This is a genomic window from Arthrobacter sp. 135MFCol5.1 (assembly GCF_000374865.1).
Classification (GTDB): Bacteria; Actinomycetota; Actinomycetes; order Actinomycetales; family Micrococcaceae; genus Arthrobacter.
Map to the genome: position 1 here is coordinate 1 of NZ_KB895474.1, position 18,731 is coordinate 18,731.

The window sequence follows — 18,731 nt, forward strand, 5'->3', positions numbered from 1 at the left end:
CTGATGCCTCTCGATAAACAATCTCTTGTCGTGCACCGGTTGTTGCTGATCGTTCGATGGCATCGGTCACCTCGGCGCAGCGGTAACCGTCCTCGAGGGTCGCGCCATGGGGCCCGATCTCGCTGTCATCGGCAATGGCTTGCAGCAGGTGGCCGAGCTCGTGGACGAAGCTGTCCTCCCACCCGATCATGTGGCCGTGCGGCCACCAGTGTTCCCAGTACGGGTGGTAACTTTCGGAAACGAGAACTGTACGGAAGCCTTGTGCTTTCGGGCCTGGTGTCGAGTCGGCCAGGTGCAGTTCGATCTCGTTCATCCGTTCCTGGTCGAAGATCACCGTGCCTTTCGTTGTACTGATCTCGAAGCGCATGTGATTTTTACGGCCCGGGGCAACCCGGGTTGCCTCCAGGGTGCCGAGCGCGCCGGTGTCAAAGGTGATGATGGCGTCGAACGCGTCATCCACGTCCACGTGCCCGCCCGGACGGTCCTCTACAAACGTCTTCATGTTTGCTGACACGCTTACGGGCTCACCAACGAGATACCGGGAAAGGTCGATGATGTGGGCACCGAGGTCCCCGAGCGCTCCTGAACCTGCGATGCTCTTGTCCAGCCTCCATGAGGTAGGGCTCTTCGGGTCAACGAGCCACTCCTGGTGGTACCTGGCCCGGAAATGGCGGACTTCACCCAGTGTCCCGTCGTCAAGCATCTCCTTGATCAGGCGGATTGCTGGAAAGAATCTGTAGTTGAAGGCGGTCATCGCCTTAACGCCAGTCTTCGCGACTTCGGTCCAGATCTCGTATGCTTCATCGGCAGTTCGACCGAGGGGCTTCTCACATATAACGTGCTTGCCGGCCCTGGCCGCGGCGATGGTTGGTTCCTTGTGCTGGTCATTCGGCCCGGTGTTATCGAATAGCCCGATCGCTGGGTCTTCGACCAGCTCGCGCCAATCGGTCGTTGACTTGGCATAACCGTATCGACGGGCTGCCTCATCGACGGCGCTTTGGGTGCGGCCTGCGATTCCGACCAATTCCGGCTGCATCGGCGGCGGCCAGTAGGTATACGTGATCTTCTTCAAGGCATTCGTATGTGCCCTGCCCATGAACGAATAGCCGAGCATGCCGACGCCGATGGCCGGGACTTCCCGGTGATCATCTTTCATCAGCCCCTGGGTGAAGAAGGCTGGCAAATCCTGTGTCATCGTAATCTTCCCTTTTACTTGTCTTAGACGAGCCAGAAGTGGTGGGCTTCGGGATCCATCGGCTCTTTCACGATCAGGGGGCGCAGGTAGTCAATGGCCTTTTCGGCACCGTCGCGTTCGCTCATTACCGGGTCCTCGTGCTCATAGGACATGACATAGTCGTATCCCACCTCCAGCAACGCAGTGATGACCCTCTTCCACGGCACCTGGCCCCATCCGACCACGCGGTACCGTGCTGCCCGGTGCATGTTCCGCCATGATCCGGTGGAGAGCACCCCGTCGCGTCGGATTTCGTCTTCCTGCACTTCAAAGTCCTTGGCGTGGACGTGGAGGATCCGGTTGCCGAAGGTCTTAATGAAGACGACAGGGTCGATCTGCTGCCAGATGAAGTGGCTGGGATCAAAATTGAAACCCCAGTCGTCACGACCAAGCTTTTCCACAGCAGTCTGTGCTGTGGTGATGTTGTAAGCGATTTCGGTCGGGTGGACCTCGTGCGCGAACTTCACGCCGAGTTTGGCAAATTCATCCAGGATGGGATTCCAGCGCTCCACAAAGAGGTCCCAGCCTTCGTTGTAAAGCTCCAGGTGCTTCGGAGGCCAGGTGTACCAGGAGCCCCAGACGGTCGAGCCGAAGAAGCCGTTGACCACCGGGATTTCAAGGTCTGATGCTGCTCGTGCGGTGTTCAGCAGGTGCTGCTTCCCGTATTCGAACATCTCCTGCTTGTCGGTTGTCGGCGACCAGTCATCGAAACTGGCGTCCTTGGGCGGGAGCACCTGCTGTGCTGACAGGTGGTCCGAGAGAGCCGAGATGGAAAGCCCTCGCGAGTTCAACATCTTCTTCAAATTTCGGCTGTATTGCGGGTCTGAGATGGCCTGCTCGAGATCGAAATGGCCAGAGCCTGCCCAGGTGGTGAGTTCGACCGCTTCGTAGCCGAGATCAGCTACATAACTTGCCACTTCGTCCAGCGGCTTGGCGTCGAACAGTGCTGTCAGGATTCCTATTTTCATTGCTTTACCTCTTCTTCGAGATGGTGATTTACAGGGAACAGATTGCGGGCGTGGGTCTTTTCAGAGCGCCCAGGTGCGAGAAACACTGGCCAACGCCTCGACGCGGGCCCAGTCCAGGGGGAGGTACAGACCTTCGTGCCGGGGCGGTGACCATTTGCCATCAACAATGGGCAGATCCTCCAGGAGGAGGTCCACGATAGGGTCGGCTCCTACGTATCGGGGGATGGTTTCGATCATTGCGACACGACGTCAGCAGCAATGATCGAGTCGATTTCCCGAGGCGCCTGATCCCTTACGCTCTTAGTGGTCCGCTGAATATCTCAGACGCCGCGAGAACTGCAGAAACGGGCACACGACCTTTCGAAGCCATTTTCCTGCGCCACTCTCCTCAGAGCCCTTCGCCCGAGGGCGAAACAAGGATCTTTACGGCAGTTTCGCTGTGGTGGATCAGGGTGTTGAAGCCCTCTTGGATCAGCCCGTCAAGGCCGATCTTATGCGTCACGAACGGCTCAAGGTCAATTCTTCCCGAGCCCAGCAGTTCGATGACGGCGGGGTAGGAATTGACGTACGCGAAGGCACCACGTAGATCGATTTCCTTTACGACAAGTTTAAATAAGTCGATGGCCGCCCGATCTCCCCAAATTCCGATAACGACCAGGGTTCCGGCCGGGCGGAGAGCGTCAATAAGGGTGTCCAGGACTGCTTGTGCACTGCTGCATTCAAATGCCACGTCGGCGCCCCGGCCCTTGGTTAGCCTGCGCACTTCCTCGGCTACGTCGACCTCCCTCGGGTCCAAAACGTGATCGGCGACCCCCGCGTCCGAGGCCTTCTTCCGGCGCAGGGAACTGAGCTCTGAAACGATGACGGTGACGCCCAAAGCCTTTAGCAGGGCGGACGTCAGCAGACCGATCGGGCCGGCGCCCCCAACGAGGGCAACTTGTCCGGTTTTAGCCCCGGATCGCTCTACGGCGTGGTATCCCACGGATAGCGGTTCGATCAGAGCGGCGTGGTCAAGGGGGACAGAGTCGGGGATGGGGTGCACCCAGCGGCGTGGAACTGCGATTTTCTCTGCGAGCCCGCCGCCTCCGCCGCTTAGGCCAATTACACCTAAGCCTTCTGAAAGGTGATAATCGGTGCTGTCAGGTCCGGTGTTGACGTCGTCGCGTGCGATATATGGTTCCACCGCGACTCGCTGGCCTGGGGCAATATCGTCTACACCCTGCCCCACTGCGTATACGGTTCCCGCGAACTCATGGCCCAAGGTAACAGGCAAAGAGTCTCCGGACGCAGGGTGGCGCTCACCGGGCTGGGGACAAAAAATGGGTCCCTCAAGGTACTCGTGAAGGTCAGTGCCGCAAATGCCGCACCATGCGACATCAATACCTACGGTTCCTGGCGCCACGTCCGGCTCAGGAACATTGTCGATCTGGATATTCCCGCGGCCGTAATAGCGTGCTGCTCTCATTTATTTTCCTCGTTATGGTCCTGCGCATACGGCGCTAGAAGATAGGGGACTATTCTGGGTTCGGTTGTCTGCTGCGCACTCCGCTTTCCGGCCGGCGCGCAGCAGGTACCGAACATCAAAGGGCCGAATAGTGGGATTCGTTGAACGGAATAGGCGTAATGTGATTGTATCGGAACTGGAATTACGGATGGCTACAAATCACAATTAAGGTTCTCCAGGATCCTGACATCAAACGGCTTGGAAGTCCTTGGTATTCGAACAAATGGCCCAACCTTTCTCAGCTGCTTGCCACCATTGCCGGCGATTCTAGCTGGCACGTCTTCAGTAACTGGAGCTGTCAGGCAGATGTGGACGATACTCACGCGCCCGAACTCGTAGGAGTCTTCAGGGACTTAGGCTCAGATGTTTGGAACTCGAAGAATTCAAGCCAGAGCTTGCTCGTTGATTGGGTACCCCAAAAGGATGTAGGAACTAATTTATGCGGGATGGACACTAAGCGGGGAGACACCGTCTTCTCCGGATATGGCAGCGACAAGCCGTTTCCGATCGAGTCCCACCCTGCGATGACGTGAGACGATTCGACCTGACCGGAGCACGAGCACGTTATCCGCCAGGGCCAGCATCTCTTCTAGGTCATCGGTGACTATTAGCACAGCTGTGCCCTGCGACGCCACGCGCCGGATGAGGACGTGGATTTGGGCTTTAGTTCCCACGTCAACGCCAGCCGTTGGTTGATCGATGATCAGAACGCGCGGTTTAGCCAGAAGCGCGCGTGCGAGCAGAATCTTCTGCTGGTTTCCGCCGCTGAACCGTTCCGCTGCTAAGGAAGGCATATTGGGTCTGATTTCGAGTTCAGCAAAGTGTCTATTGGACTCACTGAGCGCGGCTTTACTGCGTATGACCCCGAATCGAGTGAGGCCGCGGTCGAGGGCATTCAGAATCATGTTTTCCTGGGCCGAAGAAATCCCTATAAGGCCTTCCGTCTTGCGATTCTCGGGAAGCATGACGATTCCCATCTTGAGGGCTTGGCGTGGGCTGGCAACAGTAGTCCTTCTGCCGCTAATGGAAATTGTTCCGGCACTTAGGGGTTCCGCACCCGTAAATGTCCTTGCCACCCTGGTCCGTCCCGATCCGACCAAGCCCGCAAGGCCGATAATTTCTCCTCCGTGGATCGCGATGTCGATGCCGGATATTCGTGGGCCTGACACCGCGGTGAGCTCTATGACAGGGACGCCGGTGAAAGGAGGACGCCCGCTGTTCGCGGGGTCGAATTCTTCATCTGCCAATTCTGCTCCAAGCATGCTCCGGGTCAAGGAACCCAACGTGAAGTCAACTGTCCGTCCCCTATCAACGACCGTGCCGTTACGCAAAACCGTGAGTGACGAGCAGTACTGAAATATTTCTTCAAGAAAGTGCGAGATGTAGATGATTGAGATGCCGTTGGCAGACAGTTCGCGGATGAGGTCCCCCAGGTCCTCACGCTCTGGTCCGGAGAGCCGTGCGGTTGGTTCATCCATCACAAGCACTCGAGCATCGCGGGCGAGTGCTTTGGCGACCTCCACACGTTGCTGGAGTCCTGTGCTCAAATCCCCCGCTGGGGCATTTAGGGGCAGTTCAGAGAGCATCGGTACTCGTTTCACGATCGAGCGCGCAGCGGAAAGAATTCCACGGCGGTTATAGCCTCCTCGTCCCGGTTCGATACCCAACAAAATGTTCTCGGCCACCGAAAGGGAGGGAATAAGGCTCAGTTCCTGATAAATCATGCCAATGCCGTGTTTCAACGCAGACCGAGGATTGGTCAGACGGGCTGGGAGCCCGTCGATTTCGATGAGACCTTTATGGTCCGGGTAAAGTCCTCCCAGGATCTTCATCAGTGTCGACTTGCCCGCCCCATTTTGTCCCACGAGAGCGTGGACTTCGCCGGGTTCAACGGTAAGGTCCACCTCGTTCAAGACTCGGACGGTACCGAATGTTTGTGATATTTTCTCCATCCGTACTCTTGGCGCTGTGCTGCTCCCCGTTGCCGAGGCTTCTTGATGCCATGATCGTGTCACGGTAGGCCTGTCTTTCCGTCGCTTGTTAAGGCGGCAGGAGAAGCCGATGCAACGGCCTCTCCTGCCGCAGGTTTTACCAGTGCCAGCTGGTCTTGAAATCGGCTACGTTCTTACTGGTGATGGATGGGAGATCGATAAAATCCGTGGGCGTGGGAACGGACTTTCCGGTGACGTGCGCGCAGAGATCTTCGAGGCTTCGGGCTCCAATAGTTGCCCCATCCTGCAAGATCGTTCCGTAGAGGTGCCCGGCCTTGATCGCCTCTTGGACCTCAATCGGGAAATCCCCGGCAATAAACTTCACATCGTCCCTGCCAATGCTGGCAGCGTACTGCGCGCCGACATACATTTCAGGCCCCTCTGCTACAACAGCGTCCAGCGTTCCCTTGGGATACTTCGCTAGGAGGTCCTGAACAGCGGCAAGATTATCGGCGTTGTTCCAGGAATCGGTCACCGTGGTAGCTATCTTGATAGACGGATTGGCGGCAAATGTCTCCGTTATGCCCTCGGTTCGATCAATCTCAACAGGGTTACCAACTACGCCTTGAATAATGGCGACGTTACCGCCATTAGGAAGTGCTTCTTCAACAAGTTTTGCAAGGGCGATGCCATAGTCCTTTTGGTCTACGCCAACGAAGGTTACGACATCAGCGCCTTGGCCTACGTTGGCGTTAACCGTCGCTACAGGGACCGAGTTGCGATTTGCGATTTTCACGGCGGGAACGAGGCCGTTGGACTCAGTGGCCTGCAGAAGAATTCCGTCCGGCTTGGAAGTCACAGCTTGCTGTAGCTGGGAGGCCTGGGTGGCAATAACTCCGGCCGCATTCTGAACGGTTAGGTTAACGCCCAGCTTTGCAGCCTGTTCTGTCATTCCCTGTGCCAGGGTTGCGTTCCAGGGATTCTGTAGATCGTTGACTAAGGCGGTGACCTTTGAGCAGCTACCCGAGGCGGCCGTTGCTCCTGCGCCGGGGGCAGCCGACGAACAGCTGCTTAGACAGATTACCGTAACGGCGCTGGCCAACGCGATCGGTGCGACTGCTTTTCGATTGGTATTGAACCACTTCATTCTGATGTCTTTCTTTGAGCTACGGAGGGAGGGTGGGGTGGGGAAGCTAAGCTCGGCTGCGCGCTTTGGTCAGCTGGTCTGAGACAACTGCGACGAGAATGATTGTTCCCGTGACCGCCGGCTGCCAATAGGGCGAGATGCCCAGTTGGTTGAGGCCCGTGGAGACGACGCCGAGGACGAGGACTGCGGCCACAACATTGCCGACTCGTCCCACTCCGCCAGCCAAGGACGTGCCGGCAATAACGCAGATAGCGATGGCGTTCAAGGGCCAATCTGCTGCTGCTGTGGGCTGTCCAACAGCAGATTGGCCGAAAAGGAACACGCCTCCAAGTCCCACAGCGAGACCACCGAAAGTGAATGCGGCGATTTTAATGGGGAGTACTGGGACGCCTGAAAGGTAACTTGCCTCCGCATTGGCGCCCACACTATAGACCCAATGCCCCCATTTCGTCCTGGACAACAGTAGGTAAGTCACGATCGCAAATGCTACAAAAACCAGAAAAAGCATAGGGATGCCGACGACGAGCTCGAAGGCAAAGTCGGTCAAGGCCACTGAGCTACCGCTAATTGATCGGCCCGAGGTCAGAACGAACAGAATTCCGGTGATGATGCTTGCGACAGCAAATGTAGTGATGAACGCGTTGATATGCAGCCGAGCGATAATGATTCCATTGATCAAACCAATGAACATACCGAGTAGCGTGCCGACAATAAGGGCGGCCGGTAAACCCCAGGAGCCCGATAAGTACGCTACAAGCACACCAACTGCGCCACCGGCAGCACCAACAGACAGGTCAAAACCGCCGCTTATCATCATTACCAGCATGCCAAGTGCGACTATGCCGATAACCGAGTTCTGCATAAGAATGTTCTGGAGGTTGGCAGGGTTACGAAATGGCTCCGAGATGAGCGAGAGAACTAGAACCAGCATGACGAGAGCGACCCAAAGCGTGTGCCGGCTTAGGAAGCCTGACAAGGACTTGCGAGGTGATGATGAGCCGGGCAGTGATAGGTCTTCAGGCGCCGGGGAAGGCGCCGCTATTCTGTTAGCTGCAGGCGAGGCGGACGGGACGGGCGACATAGGAACTCCTGGATGGAATGGGGTCGGCAGTGACGGTGAATGAAACAACTTCAGGCGATGAAGATGCGCCTCCGGAATGCAAGCGATAAGGGAACGCGCACTCAGCACTGGCCCCGGAAATCCGCGAGATGTGAGCGAGACCAGTGGGACTGTGGGCAGGTAAATGCCGGGTTCAATGCGATTTGGCATCAACCGAATTAGGCCGTGTTGGTTCGGCTGGTGGTTTACCGGATGGTAGAGCGCAATGCCGCCGAGGGGTGCCTGGGGTGTTGACTTTCACTCGAACTCGCCCTCAGTCTTCGGCGAATATGCGCCCTGGCTGCGGTGAGTTACAACACGAATGGTTTGTGCGGCAGAGGCCACGCGGACCGGGCATGGTGCCAGCCGCTGCCCTGCAATTGACTGATGCGCTCCCGCGCAAGTGTAGAGCGGGGAGCGTTGGGATGTGGCCGCTGCTTTAGTGGAGGCCGCCCGGCGAAAAGTCAATTATCTGGAACTAATCGGGGAATTATTTTGCCTGCCAGAGAGCTTGCGTGAAGGGTCCGCTTATAGGCGGAATACTCATACAGAGGCCGAGATTGGCGGGCGATTTCCCCTTTTGTCGTAAGTTGGGTTCCCCTTGAGCATGAGGCAGGGGATTCGCTTAGTTCCTAAGCTTGAGCGACTGATTCCTCTGGCCTCGGGTCATACGCGACAGCCTGGCCAAAGTGCGGGTTGGGATTAAGTCCCTGTACGTCAGATTTCACTAGATCCTCTTCCTTGAGGTGGCACGGGGTATCGCCCCTCATTGGGCGTTAGTCAGATAATGCCATGCAGTCGTAGACTTTGTCTATATGCAATCTATTTCATATTATGAAATACTTCAACCCTCAGCGGCAGGGCCCCCTTTTTAGTTGAGGGAGCAGTTCGAGATCAGTCAAGTAGCATGTGGAACCTGCTGCACTCGACCCAAGCCTGTTCACTCGGGGACGTCGAGTAAGCCGTTTGAATTGATGCGCACACGAAGAAGGGCGGCATCATCAAAGCGCTCTTTACCTTTTGATTCGGCCCAGAGTTTGACGGACCGTCTAGGCGTCCGGAGATCCACACGACATCTATTGCCATCTGAGGGAACCGCCACATCTCATTAGACGGAAGTGCCATCCATATGAGCCACACCCCACCCTGACGCTGCTGCGGCCTGACCAGGCGGGATTCGCCTGTCAGCGGAGTTCCGGGCTGCTTCCCGGACAGGTGCAGCCCGCAAAGGTGGCATGGCCGGCCCTGCCCCCAGTGATAACCGTCAACCCCCAAGCTTTCGGCCATTTCGCTGATCCCTCGGAGAGGCCGCCCTTCTGTTTCCCGCCCCTCGAACTGTCAGGGTGAGATCTCAGAGGATAATAGAGCGGCTATCAATGGAGCGGAATTGCAGGCTATTCTGACGCCAACGCTGCCTCGTCGAGCCGACATCCAAGAAATCTCGCAGGGGTGCCGGCCCCTCCTGCGGCTTGGGTGCGATCCTTCGGCCATTTAACCGAATCTCCATTATCGGCGTTCGAGTAAGACGAGTAGAAGTAGATGAGAGGGCTCGTCTCACTCTGCTTTTGGAAGTTTCCGCAGGTCAGGCTAGTGCTTTGACGCCTCGATTCCCGTCACCGTCTAGCCGGTTTTCTCCTCGGGGGATCGCGTGGACCGCAGCGGGTGCCGTGCTGGCCTCAACCACCGCCGCGGTTAGATTGCTGGTCCCGGAGGCTTCGTTGTTGACGTGCATCGCTCCAAGCTGTGCGCTGCTGGCTACACGCTCACTTGCCCAGATTGTCACAACGCGCCGCATCCTGCGGTACGGGCATGGCAAGTGTTGATTCCTTTAGTCGGAGGCACGGCCTTGCTGGCAAGCGCCCTTGAGTACCAGTCCTTTGCGCACCTCCTCATCGCATGCAGGATCGTCGGAATTAGCCAAGGCCCCGGGTACACGCTCGGACTGGTATCCACCACCCACGGACGGCCCCCACAGCTGCAAGGAAAGGCGATGTCGCGTTATGCAGCGGCCGCATACGGCCTCTGCGCGGTTGCAGTGGTGGTCATTGGGGCGGTCGCCTCAGCCCTCGGTGTTTCGGCATCATTCTTCGCAGCAACAGTAATCTTCTTGATCATCGGTGTCGTCACCGTAGCAGCTGCCGGGCGCCCTCAGCACTGGCTTTCGGCAGCAGCATGACCTACCCCTCACCAGTTTGTATCGGGCGGGGCAGGGCTGCGGTCAGCGGCAATCTCGCCGTATGTTCCGATATCTTCGTGCTAGTCGACCAGAGAGAACCGGTAGGTGCGGCGGCCCGGCGGTGCCGCGGAGCGAAGTAACGGGCCATCCAGGACAGGGGCGCCGGTGGCATCTCGACCGGGCACTGGCGGTAGTTATTTCGTCGGATTTGTGGTGTAGGCGCCCAGGCCGGGGCGGTAGGTTTTGGCGTCCAGGATCTGCGTCATGCCCTGCTCTCTGGCGTTGGCGTCGAACAGGATGGCCTGATCGTGCTTGGCGTAGAGGAAGTCCTCTGCCGCTTCCCACGGCATGAGCCGGGAGTGCCTGAAACCCATCTTGGCTCCTCGAACGACCCACTGGCTGAGGCTGGTGAGCTGCTTGGCCAGCGCGAGGGTGCGTTCGCGCAGCTGATCGGCTGGGACGGCCTCGTTTACTAGACGCATGTCGGAGGCCCTGCGGCCATCGAACTGTTCGCCGGTCACGATGTAGTACATCGCGTCCCGGGTCGGGATGGTTTCGGCCAGTGCGCGGGTCACCAGCGGGTCACCAGGTTGTCGGGGGTAACGCCCCAGTTCACCTCGAAGAGTCCAAAGGTTGCATCTTCGGCGGCGATGGTTTGATCGCAGGAGACCAGGGGTACAAAGGCCCCGCAGAAGCACCAGCCGTTGATCACGGCGATCGTCGGCTTCGGATAGCTGAGCAGTTTGCGGTAGTGCCAGTTCGATCCCTTCGGAACGGACCTTGTTCAGTATTGAACGGGGCTTGCCGTCGGTTTCGGGGAAGTACTCCTTCAGGTCCATCCCGGCGGACCAGGGACTCTTCGGTTCCGGTCAGGACCAGGACTGCGCACCGGTCGTCTGATTCGAGGTATTCGAGCGTGGCGTGCATTTCACGGTTCAGCGTCGGATTCATTGCATTGCGCTTTTTCGGGGGGGTGAAGCGGACCCAGGCGATGCGGTTCTCATCGAACTCCACGAGTACGGTGTTGCCCCAGGGCTCCAGGGGTGTGGTTTCTTCAACTGTCATGACAATCCTTTAGCGGAAGGGGTGGGGTGGAGGTGGTCCCGGCTTCAGCCCATCTATGGATTCGTCTGGTTCTGAGAAAATCGCACATCCTTGGCCAGACATGAGTTCAGCAGCCTCGGCAAAGACGCTCATACCGCAGCCGGTGACGTTGGATAAGGGACAAGACGATCCAGCTGTGGACGGAGCATCCGGTGGCCAAAGTCGCTAGCCTGCATTGCACTGGCCGCCGCCTAAACTATTGGGCGCGGACTCGGGGGTCCAGGAATCCGGCCAAAACATCGAGAAGAGCAAAGACCACAAGAGTGATGGCGCCGGCGACGAGTACGAATCCTTGGATGGCCGGATAATCTGTCCGGAGCATTGACGTGACGGACCATTGGGACAGCCCGTTCCAGTTGAAAATAGTTTCGACGATGGCAGTGCCGCCAAAAAGTGCGCCAAAGATTATTGCCCCGTACGTCAGCACAGGAGTTCGCGATGTTAGGAAGGCGTACTGGACCACGCGCCATTCCGGCAGGCCGCTCGCGCGGGCAAATTTGGTTTGGTCGGACTCCAGTGCTTCGCGAAGGGACGCGCGGCTGATTCTTGCGAAAACCGCAGCTATTACAAGCCCCAGAGTCAGGGCCGGGAGCGCCAGGTGCGACAAGGCGTCTGAGATCACCGCGGGCTTGCCGGTGAGTATGGCGTCGACGGCGATCATGCCCGTCACTCGGGGCGGTGGGACCGAGATAATGCTCAACTGCCCCTCGGGGCCGGGGGCGATCCCTAGGACAGCGGAGAAAACATAGATAAGTACGACAGCGAGCACGAAATCCGGGATGGACTGAAGGACACCGACTACGAGGGAAGAAGCGCGATCAGCAAATTTTCGGTGGAAGTAGGCCCCCAATGCCCCGAGGCCAATTCCTAGCGGTACTGCGATGATCAGGCTGGCAATGATGAGTTCAAAAGTAGACGGGATTAGCTGGGCAATCTCGTGGTTGATGGAAGTACCGTCGTAGAGGGACGTTCCGAGGTCACCGCGAAGAGTCCGGCCCAGGAACTCGAAATACCGCTGAGCGAGGGGGTCGTGCAGACCGAGGTCGTTCTCGACCTGGGTCACCTGCTCCGGGGTAGCGTACGGGCCGGCGATCGCGACCGCCGGGTTGGACGGGAGTATTGCTACCAGCAGGAATGTAAGGCTAGCGATCGCCCAAAGAGAGACCAGCATGAAAAACAGCCGCCAGGCGGCGAAGCGCAACCTGTTCACAGGGCAGCCTCCTTGGTCTCAATGGATGTCCGTCGCGGCTTGGCAACGGAAACGGGCAACTCGGCGCCGATCAGACGCTGAGTGTAGGGGTGCTGGGGATCTTCCGTAATTTCAGCGGTAGGGCCGATTTCCACGATTTTTCCTTGCAACATTACGGCTGACCTGTTACTGACCTGACGCACGGTGCCGATATCGTGGGTGATGAGCAGGTAAGCGAGGTTCAGATCCCGTTTCAACTCATCCAGCACATCGCCGATCTGACGCCGAATTGTTCTGTCCAATGAGGCCGTCGGCTCGTCCAGCACAATCATCCGTGGCTTACCGATGATGGCCCGGGCGATTCCTATGCGCTGCTGCTGTCCACCACTGAGTTCTCGGGGAAACCGGTCCATCATTGATGCGGTTAGACCAACCCTTTCCAGCGCGCCGGCAGCCCTTTCCCGACGTTCTTCGGCCGAACCAACGCCCTGAACAACTAACGGCTCTTCCACGATCGCTCCGATCCGGAGGCGGGGGTTGAGGGACTCGAAGGGTTCCTGGAACACAACAGTAAGATTGGCGCGAAGGCGACGAACCTCCTTGGCCGACTTTGTCCGCAGCGACTCGCCCTGAAAGAGAACATCCCCCGAGTCCGGTTTATCAAGCCCGAGGATGAGGCGTCCGGTGGTCGATTTTCCGGACCCGCTCTCCCCGATAAGTGCCAGAGTCTCGCCCGCCTGGATACGCAGGGAAATGTCATCTACAGCACGGAAGCTGATGCCGTGCCTCTTGAATGATTTAGTGAGATTGCGTAACTCAATGACCGGTGTTGTTTGGGTCATGACTCTACTCGTTCTGTCGTTGAGAGAAAGAGCTCTCGCGTATATGGGTGCTTGGGGTCAGTGAACAGGGCCGAAACGCTGCCCTGTTCGACAAGTTCGCCTCGCCTCAAGACCAGGGCTTTGTCGCAATAATTGGCCACCACCCCGAGGTCGTGGGTGACAATCAAAACGGTCATCCCCCGCTCCCTGTTCAGTGCAGCGATGAGATCAAGTATCTGGACTTGAACGGTGGGGTCGAGTGCGGTCGTCGGCTCGTCCGCAATCAGGATTTCAGGTTCCATGATCGTTGCCATGCCGATCACGACACGTTGTGCCATGCCACCGCTCAGCTGGTTGGCGTAGCCCGTTAGTACCGCCCGTGGGTCGCGTATGCCCACTGACTCCAGGGTCGCTTCCGCCAGCTTCGCGCTGTCGGCCTTGGATTTGGTCTTTTTGTGGGCGGTAAGCACGTGGTGAAACTGCCGCTCCAATGGCAGTATCGGGTGGAGCAGCCCGAACGGATTCTGGCCGATAAAACCAAGGCGAGTCCCGCGCATCTCCCGCAACTGCTTTGCCGGCATATTTATCATGTCGTAGCCCAGCAGGTCCACCGAACCCTTGACGCGGGATTGGACGGAACGCGGCAAAGCGGCAACTACATGCACGAGCGCGCTCTTACCGGAGCCACTTTCGCCCACTAGACTCACCATCTCGCCAGCTTCGACTTCGAAGGTGATGTCACTAACGATCGGCTTCGCGCCGTCCTTCACGAGGTATTCAATGCCGAGATCCTTGACGGAAAGAACAGGGGTCATCGTCCGGCCACCAAATCATCGAGGGAACGGCTGACAAAGTTCAACGAAACCACCACAAGGACCACTGCCAGCGACGGGAACGTCGCCACCCACCAGTAACCCTGACCAATAACGTCCGCGCCTGAGCGGATCATGACTCCCCAGCTGGGGGTTGGTGCTGCCGTGCCAATGCCCAGGAAGTTCAGGCCAGCAATCACGATGATCGCGGTACTGGTGGCAAGGGTGAACTGAACAAGGGCGATGCTAAAAATGTTGGGGAACACATGAACGCGAAGAACTCGCAGGGGCGAGCAGCCCATGGCGATCGCGGCATCAACATATCGGCTGCTGCGCACGACTATTGCTCCACTGCGAACCAAGCGGATGAATCCGGGTGCACCCACCAGGACGATACCGAAGATGACATTGCCAATCGAGTTACCGGCGAGGCTGACCACGGCTACCGTTACGATAAGCAGCGGAAGCGACTGCAGGACATCCGTGGCGCGCATGATGAGATGCGCGAACCAGCGATCCGAGGACGCAAGCAGTCCCAGCGGGACTCCGATTATCAAGGAGAGCAGAGCCCCGCCGAAGGCGACGGGAAGGTCCACTTGCGCTGAAGCGATGGTGCGCGAGAGCACGTCGAAGCCGCTGCCATCGGTCCCGAACCAATGCTGCGGACCAGGAGGGAGAGTCACGGCCGCAGGGTCCGGTTGCGTCGGCGAGTAGGGCAGAGGCAGGAAAAAGCTTGCGAGCAACAGCAGCACTATGGGCGCCGTTCCTGCGGCTACTCCTACGTAGTCCGTGAAGCGGCTGTGCCGCCGGGTTCGTGCAGCTGGTGTCGCCGCTTCTTCTATAACTATGGGTGTAGCCATTGCCTTGTTTTCCTTGCCTCTGCCCCGCCTTGGTCCGGTCTTTACTTCATCGCGTCGAAGTAGGCTGGGTTGGGCGCCGTTGTGATTGTTCCGAAGCCCTTTTCAGTACCCTTGATGCTCGAGCTCATCGCGAAAACGTTCGGCACGTTGATCAGCGCAACGGTGGGCACATCGTTGATGGTGATGTTGTTCAATTCAACGGCCAGCTTGTTGTATTCGTCCGAGCCTGGGACTGCGGCGCTGAGGGCATTGATGGTGGCTACGAATTGCTCGCTTTTGTAACCGAAAGTCATCGCCGGCGCTCCCGGCTGGATCAGCCCCGCTTCGAACACCAGCTCAGGCACAACGCCCTGATTGTTGTATACGAGCGCCTCATACTTTCCTCCGCGCTGTGCCTGACTGAAGTCATTTCCACTTGCGTATGCTTGAAGATTTACGGTGACGCCAATCTCCTTGAGCTGACTCTGAATCAGGATGGGTAGTTCATTGCCGCCCACGTAGCCCAAGGTGAAGCTCAGGTTGGACTGACCGGCGTCTGCCAGCAGCTTCCGCGCGGCCTCTTTGTCCTCGGTCCACGTCTTGAGGTCATCGCTCTTGGGAAGGAGTCCGGGCAGGAACCCAGTCGTGGCAGGGGTACCAAAACCTGCTCGGGCTCCGTCGATGAGCGCCTGCCTGTTCAGGCCCATGCTGATGGCCTGCCGGACACGCACATCGGCAAACTTCGGGTCGGCGTGCTGGAGGGCCATGACCTCCCTGCTCAAGGATGCGCAGTTCCAGACCTTGACGTTGGAGTTCTTTTGCAGGTCTTTGTACTGGGACCAGCTCAGGCCCGAGGCGTAATTAACGCTTCCGCTGTTGAGGAGGTTGCCCTGTTCAGCCGCGCCGGCAACTTGCTTGAAGATAACGCGATCAACGCCACCAGAGGTGCCCGTCCACCCGGGGTTCTTCTTAAGGGTCATCTGATTACCCTTTTCGTAGGTGTCCGCTGCATAGGGGCCGAAGGTGGCCATGTTTGTTTCCAGCCATTTTGCAGCCCAGGGATCTTCGGCGGTTACGTGCTTCTTGACCTCAACGGAGTCGTACACGAGAAAGCTCGGAACCGTCCACATCACGGTATCCAGGGTCGAGGGGGTTGAGAAATTCAGAGTGAAGTTCTTTTCGTCCACAACAGTGATCGGCTTGTCAGCGGCCAAGTGCATGGCACCAGAGGACAGAAACTTCACGATGGGACTAACCGCAAGGTTCCGCTCCAAGCTCCATTTGATGTCCTCAGAGGTGAGCGGATTGCCGGCAGCGCTCTTGGTGTCCTTCAAAGTGACCGCCAAGCTCTTCCGGTCTTCGCTGACCTTCCAAGAGTCGGCGAGTACACCGCGGAGCTTGGTTGGATCGGGGGCGGTTTCGCAACTGTTGTTGTCGAACTCAAAAAGCAGGGAACCAAGGGTCGTAATGATGGGCTTGATTCCGAGACCGGCCTGAAGATTTTCCGGCTGAAGGCTGCCGGGCAGGGCAGTCAAAGAGTAGACCGCGACTCCTCCCCCAGAGGACGAGCTGCCGCTGTCGCTGCCGCCGGCGCATGCGGTCATAAGGAGGCTGGAAACCGCAACAGTGGCTGCTGTAGCGAGTACGCGCTTCATGGGCCTGGGGCGGAGCCGCCCGGGGTTCACGGCGATGAGTTTCATGGTTTTCCTTCAAGTTATTGGGTTGATAACGCCTAAAGAGGTCCGGCAACAGGATGCGCCCTGCTTGTCACCGCTGGTGTCTGTGGCCCCTTGGTACTGATCCACCCTGACCGGCTATGAAGCGCAAAGGTAAGCGGATGAGGGCAGATATGTTTGGTAAAGACCACGCTTCGTGCCGTGGGCAAGGCACGGCTAAGTTCAGCGACCTTAGAGTTGCTGGAGTTAGTACCGACCGACAACGAGCGGCAGCGATCGCGGCATCTGCCGGGGGAAAAGGATCGGCTGCTGCATGGTGGGCGGTCATTGGAACTCCGTTGTTCAGTGATCAAATCAGCTTTCCCGCAGGCCGTGGCCTTGTTGGTTCGGTTTCTGCCTCAAATCAGGCGATGTTAGGACCAACTTGGCCAGCATGTGGTAGATCAATGAAAATCTAAACTGTTTTCTTTGTCAATAGTCCAAGCCGGGTCATGATCGATGCCTGGGCACTTGCTGGATGTGAAACGAAGCGCGCAGTTGCGGACCTGAGGGTCACAGACCTTCTCCCGTTTCTGCTGCGTGCGTCCCGCGAAGGACCTCAATGACTTCATCGCGCCACGCACGGGCAGCGGGCAGTAACTTCGTCAAGGCCGCCGAGCCATGGATTTGTCCATGTTGCAGGGAGTTGGTGGCAGGCACGCCGGATTCGATCAGTCGGCGGGCATAGGCTTCTCCGTCATCACAAAGTGGGTCGCACTCAGCGGGCAGTATATAAGCCGGTGGAAGCCCTGACACGTCTGTTGCCAGCAGCGGGGACGCATAGGGATGGCGGACATCTTCCGGTTTGTCCAGGTAGTAACGCACGCACGTCTTTATGTATTGCGAGGTAATGCCATAGCCCGTCCCATAGCGCGCGTAAGAAGGTGCGGCAAGAGTGAGGTCAAGAGCAGGCACCTCGAGAATTTGAAGTGCAAGGCGGGGACCGGCCTCGTCCCGGGACTTCAGGGCGACCCCGGCGGCAAGGTTAGCGCCGGCGGACCCGCCGCCTATGGTGATGAGCCCGGGCTGAATGCCCAGCTCAAGGGCGTTGTCGACCGTCCACAGCAGTGCGGCGTAGCTGTCATCGATTGCCGTTGGGAACTTGTATTCCGGTGCCTTTCGGTACTCCGCGGTCACCACGACACAATCAGCGAGGACGGCGCGCTCGGCGCATACGACGGCGGTGTACTTGGAATGGATTGAACCCCCAATCCAACCGCCGCCGTGCAGGTACAGGTGGGCCGGGTGGGGGCCGGGCGTGGCGGGCGTGAAAATGTGCAATGTGATGGAGCCATTCTTGACCGGGATCTGCACCTCCCGGCGGGTAGCGCCTTCCGGGGCGGGTTCGAGAACATCAAAAAGCGCACTGGCGCTGTTCGCTTCCTCCTGGGCTCTGTACGCGTCAAAGTCCTCAATTTCCTCAGGCAGCTGGGGCGCGGCCGCGACGAGTGGCTCGAGGAGTGGGTCGAGGGGCATGAATTTCTCCTTTGAAGTTCGGGCATCCCTTCGGAGCAGGCTGGCGGCAGTTGTGGTGAAACTGCGGAAGATCCACAAGGAAGCATGCGTCAGCGGGCCGCCCGCAGCGCAGGGCTATTCAATGACATTATTAACTGTTATAAAAGTCAACAGTTCTATGTCTTCGCGTGCCGTTGAGTGGCGGCCTCACTGGCAGCGGGATTGCCGCGTCAGGTTTCGGGAGTTCGAAAGGGGCGCGATCTTGCGCGAACATCACATCAGCCACCCCAGCCTGCCGGCTGTTGCCTGGCTGCCCGTTGACGATTGGACCCTTTTGGAGGGTCTTCAGGTCGAGATTTTTCGCCAGGGAAGGCTGCTTGACCAGGGAACGGTTGAGTGCGTTACCTCTGACGGCACCCTGCTTTGGCTGAAGCAGAATGGCGCCACCCAGAGGCGGATCGCCGAGAACCTACCAGGCACCTACGTCCGGTTGATCTTGGTTGACTGACCCGGCTGCCGAACCCCAAGCGTGAGGTGGAAAGCTACATGGGCGAGCCGCCCTGGGGCAACCCCCTCGATTGCGGCAGCGCCTGGTGGGTCCTTGCTGTAAATGGTTGACAATTTAAATCATTCAAACGATCATTGACCAATCAGGGGTCGGCTGGTGTTATGCGTCGGCAAGCCGTTCAGCAACATGAGAAATGAAGCGCACGGAGCAAGCAATGGACTCCTAAGCC

Annotated in this window: 17 protein-coding genes and 1 pseudogene; 2 read left to right on the forward strand and 16 right to left on the reverse strand. The window is 58.2% G+C overall.

Features of this window, described 5'->3' with window-relative positions:
• From C563_RS0120120 to C563_RS0120145, 7 genes are all read right to left on the reverse strand, one after another.
• The coding region (locus C563_RS0120120) for a Gfo/Idh/MocA family protein (protein WP_018763876.1) at positions 1 to 1,195 on the reverse strand (1,195 nt) is incomplete at its 3' end.
• Between the two features lie 23 nt (positions 1,196 to 1,218).
• Positions 1,219 to 2,202, reverse strand: coding sequence for a sugar phosphate isomerase/epimerase family protein (locus C563_RS0120125; protein WP_018760674.1), 984 nt, complete (start codon positions 2,200 to 2,202; stop codon positions 1,219 to 1,221).
• A gap of 60 nt (positions 2,203 to 2,262) precedes the next feature.
• The gene (locus C563_RS22315; RefSeq protein WP_231369940.1) at positions 2,263 to 2,439 is read right to left on the reverse strand and encodes a hypothetical protein; all 177 of its coding nucleotides are present in this window, start codon (positions 2,437 to 2,439) and stop codon (positions 2,263 to 2,265) included.
• Positions 2,440 to 2,590: 151 nt separating this feature from the next.
• Positions 2,591 to 3,667, reverse strand: a complete 1,077-nt coding sequence (locus tag C563_RS0120130; protein ID WP_026265173.1) for a 2,3-butanediol dehydrogenase — start codon at positions 3,665 to 3,667, stop codon at positions 2,591 to 2,593.
• 476 nt (positions 3,668 to 4,143) lie between these two features.
• Complete coding sequence (locus tag C563_RS0120135; protein ID WP_026265174.1) at positions 4,144 to 5,658, reverse strand: sugar ABC transporter ATP-binding protein; 1,515 nt, start codon at positions 5,656 to 5,658, stop codon at positions 4,144 to 4,146.
• A gap of 136 nt (positions 5,659 to 5,794) precedes the next feature.
• The gene (locus C563_RS0120140) at positions 5,795 to 6,784 is read right to left on the reverse strand and encodes a sugar ABC transporter substrate-binding protein (protein WP_081624218.1); all 990 of its coding nucleotides are present in this window, start codon (positions 6,782 to 6,784) and stop codon (positions 5,795 to 5,797) included.
• 46 nt (positions 6,785 to 6,830) lie between these two features.
• Complete coding sequence (locus C563_RS0120145; protein WP_081624219.1) at positions 6,831 to 8,054, reverse strand: ABC transporter permease; 1,224 nt, start codon at positions 8,052 to 8,054, stop codon at positions 6,831 to 6,833.
• Between the two features lie 1,819 nt (positions 8,055 to 9,873).
• Between C563_RS0120145 and C563_RS0120150 the strand changes: the two genes are divergently transcribed.
• Positions 9,874 to 10,059, forward strand: a complete 186-nt coding sequence (locus C563_RS0120150; RefSeq protein ID WP_018763883.1) for a hypothetical protein — start codon at positions 9,874 to 9,876, stop codon at positions 10,057 to 10,059.
• A 194-nt stretch (positions 10,060 to 10,253) separates the two neighbouring features.
• Here the strand turns inward: C563_RS0120150 and C563_RS22705 are convergent, their stop codons facing one another.
• The 9 genes and pseudogenes from C563_RS22705 to C563_RS0120185 all read right to left on the reverse strand — a co-directional run bounded on the left by C563_RS22705 (position 10,254) and on the right by C563_RS0120185 (position 18,015).
• On the reverse strand, positions 10,254 to 10,634 hold the full coding sequence (locus C563_RS22705) for an enoyl-CoA hydratase-related protein (RefSeq protein ID WP_018763884.1): 381 nt from the start codon (positions 10,632 to 10,634) through the stop codon (positions 10,254 to 10,256).
• Positions 10,631 to 10,804 (reverse strand): annotated as a pseudogene (locus tag C563_RS23065) (enoyl-CoA hydratase-related protein); the annotation flags it as partial. The pseudogene C563_RS23065 and the gene C563_RS22705, both read right to left, overlap by 4 nt.
• Positions 10,768 to 11,124 carry an enoyl-CoA hydratase-related protein gene (locus tag C563_RS23070; protein ID WP_196803380.1) on the reverse strand — a complete coding sequence of 119 codons (357 nt, stop codon included), beginning with the start codon at positions 11,122 to 11,124 and terminating at the stop codon, positions 10,768 to 10,770. The pseudogene C563_RS23065 and the gene C563_RS23070, both read right to left, overlap by 37 nt.
• Before the next feature lie 235 nt (positions 11,125 to 11,359).
• Complete coding sequence (locus tag C563_RS0120160) at positions 11,360 to 12,373, reverse strand: ABC transporter permease (RefSeq protein WP_018763887.1); 1,014 nt, start codon at positions 12,371 to 12,373, stop codon at positions 11,360 to 11,362.
• Positions 12,370 to 13,194, reverse strand: a complete 825-nt coding sequence (locus tag C563_RS0120165; RefSeq protein ID WP_018763888.1) for an ATP-binding cassette domain-containing protein — start codon at positions 13,192 to 13,194, stop codon at positions 12,370 to 12,372. Before C563_RS0120165 ends, C563_RS0120160 begins: the two co-directional genes overlap by 4 nt.
• Positions 13,191 to 13,988 (reverse strand): ABC transporter ATP-binding protein, encoded by a 798-nt coding sequence (locus C563_RS21720; protein ID WP_018763889.1) that lies wholly within the window; start codon positions 13,986 to 13,988, stop codon positions 13,191 to 13,193. The genes C563_RS0120165 and C563_RS21720 overlap by 4 nt, the downstream gene beginning before the upstream one ends.
• Entirely contained in the window at positions 13,985 to 14,737 is a 753-nt protein-coding gene (locus C563_RS0120175) for an ABC transporter permease (protein WP_018763890.1), read from the reverse strand. Before C563_RS0120175 ends, C563_RS21720 begins: the two co-directional genes overlap by 4 nt.
• A 149-nt stretch (positions 14,738 to 14,886) precedes the next feature.
• The gene (locus C563_RS0120180; protein WP_018763891.1) at positions 14,887 to 16,524 is read right to left on the reverse strand and encodes an ABC transporter substrate-binding protein; all 1,638 of its coding nucleotides are present in this window, start codon (positions 16,522 to 16,524) and stop codon (positions 14,887 to 14,889) included.
• 528 nt (positions 16,525 to 17,052) lie between these two features.
• Positions 17,053 to 18,015 (reverse strand): alpha/beta hydrolase, encoded by a 963-nt coding sequence (locus tag C563_RS0120185; protein WP_018763892.1) that lies wholly within the window; start codon positions 18,013 to 18,015, stop codon positions 17,053 to 17,055.
• Between C563_RS0120185 and C563_RS22880 the strand changes: the two genes are divergently transcribed.
• On the forward strand, positions 18,014 to 18,502 hold the full coding sequence (locus tag C563_RS22880; protein WP_231369941.1) for a hypothetical protein: 489 nt from the start codon (positions 18,014 to 18,016) through the stop codon (positions 18,500 to 18,502). The genes C563_RS0120185 and C563_RS22880 overlap by 2 nt on opposite strands.
• The last annotated feature ends 229 nt before the right edge of the window (positions 18,503 to 18,731 follow it).

Coding starts and splice junctions, on each gene's coding strand:
- C563_RS0120185 (WP_018763892.1), bottom strand. CDS start 18,015: ATGCCCCTCGACCCACTCCTCGAGCCACTCGTCGCGGCCGCGCCCCAG.
- C563_RS0120180 (WP_018763891.1), bottom strand. CDS start 16,524: ATGAAACTCATCGCCGTGAACCCCGGGCGGCTCCGCCCCAGGCCCATG.
- C563_RS0120150 (WP_018763883.1), top strand. CDS start 9,874: ATGTCGCGTTATGCAGCGGCCGCATACGGCCTCTGCGCGGTTGCAGTG.
- C563_RS21720 (WP_018763889.1), bottom strand. CDS start 13,988: ATGACCCCTGTTCTTTCCGTCAAGGATCTCGGCATTGAATACCTCGTG.
- C563_RS0120145 (WP_081624219.1), bottom strand. CDS start 8,054: ATGCCAAATCGCATTGAACCCGGCATTTACCTGCCCACAGTCCCACTG.
- C563_RS22880 (WP_231369941.1), top strand. CDS start 18,014: ATGAATTTCTCCTTTGAAGTTCGGGCATCCCTTCGGAGCAGGCTGGCG.
- C563_RS0120125 (WP_018760674.1), bottom strand. CDS start 2,202: ATGAAAATAGGAATCCTGACAGCACTGTTCGACGCCAAGCCGCTGGAC.
- C563_RS0120165 (WP_018763888.1), bottom strand. CDS start 13,194: ATGACCCAAACAACACCGGTCATTGAGTTACGCAATCTCACTAAATCA.
- C563_RS0120140 (WP_081624218.1), bottom strand. CDS start 6,784: ATGAAGTGGTTCAATACCAATCGAAAAGCAGTCGCACCGATCGCGTTG.
- C563_RS23070 (WP_196803380.1), bottom strand. CDS start 11,124: ATGACAGTTGAAGAAACCACACCCCTGGAGCCCTGGGGCAACACCGTA.
- C563_RS0120130 (WP_026265173.1), bottom strand. CDS start 3,667: ATGAGAGCAGCACGCTATTACGGCCGCGGGAATATCCAGATCGACAAT.
- C563_RS22315 (WP_231369940.1), bottom strand. CDS start 2,439: ATGATCGAAACCATCCCCCGATACGTAGGAGCCGACCCTATCGTGGAC.
- C563_RS0120135 (WP_026265174.1), bottom strand. CDS start 5,658: ATGGAGAAAATATCACAAACATTCGGTACCGTCCGAGTCTTGAACGAG.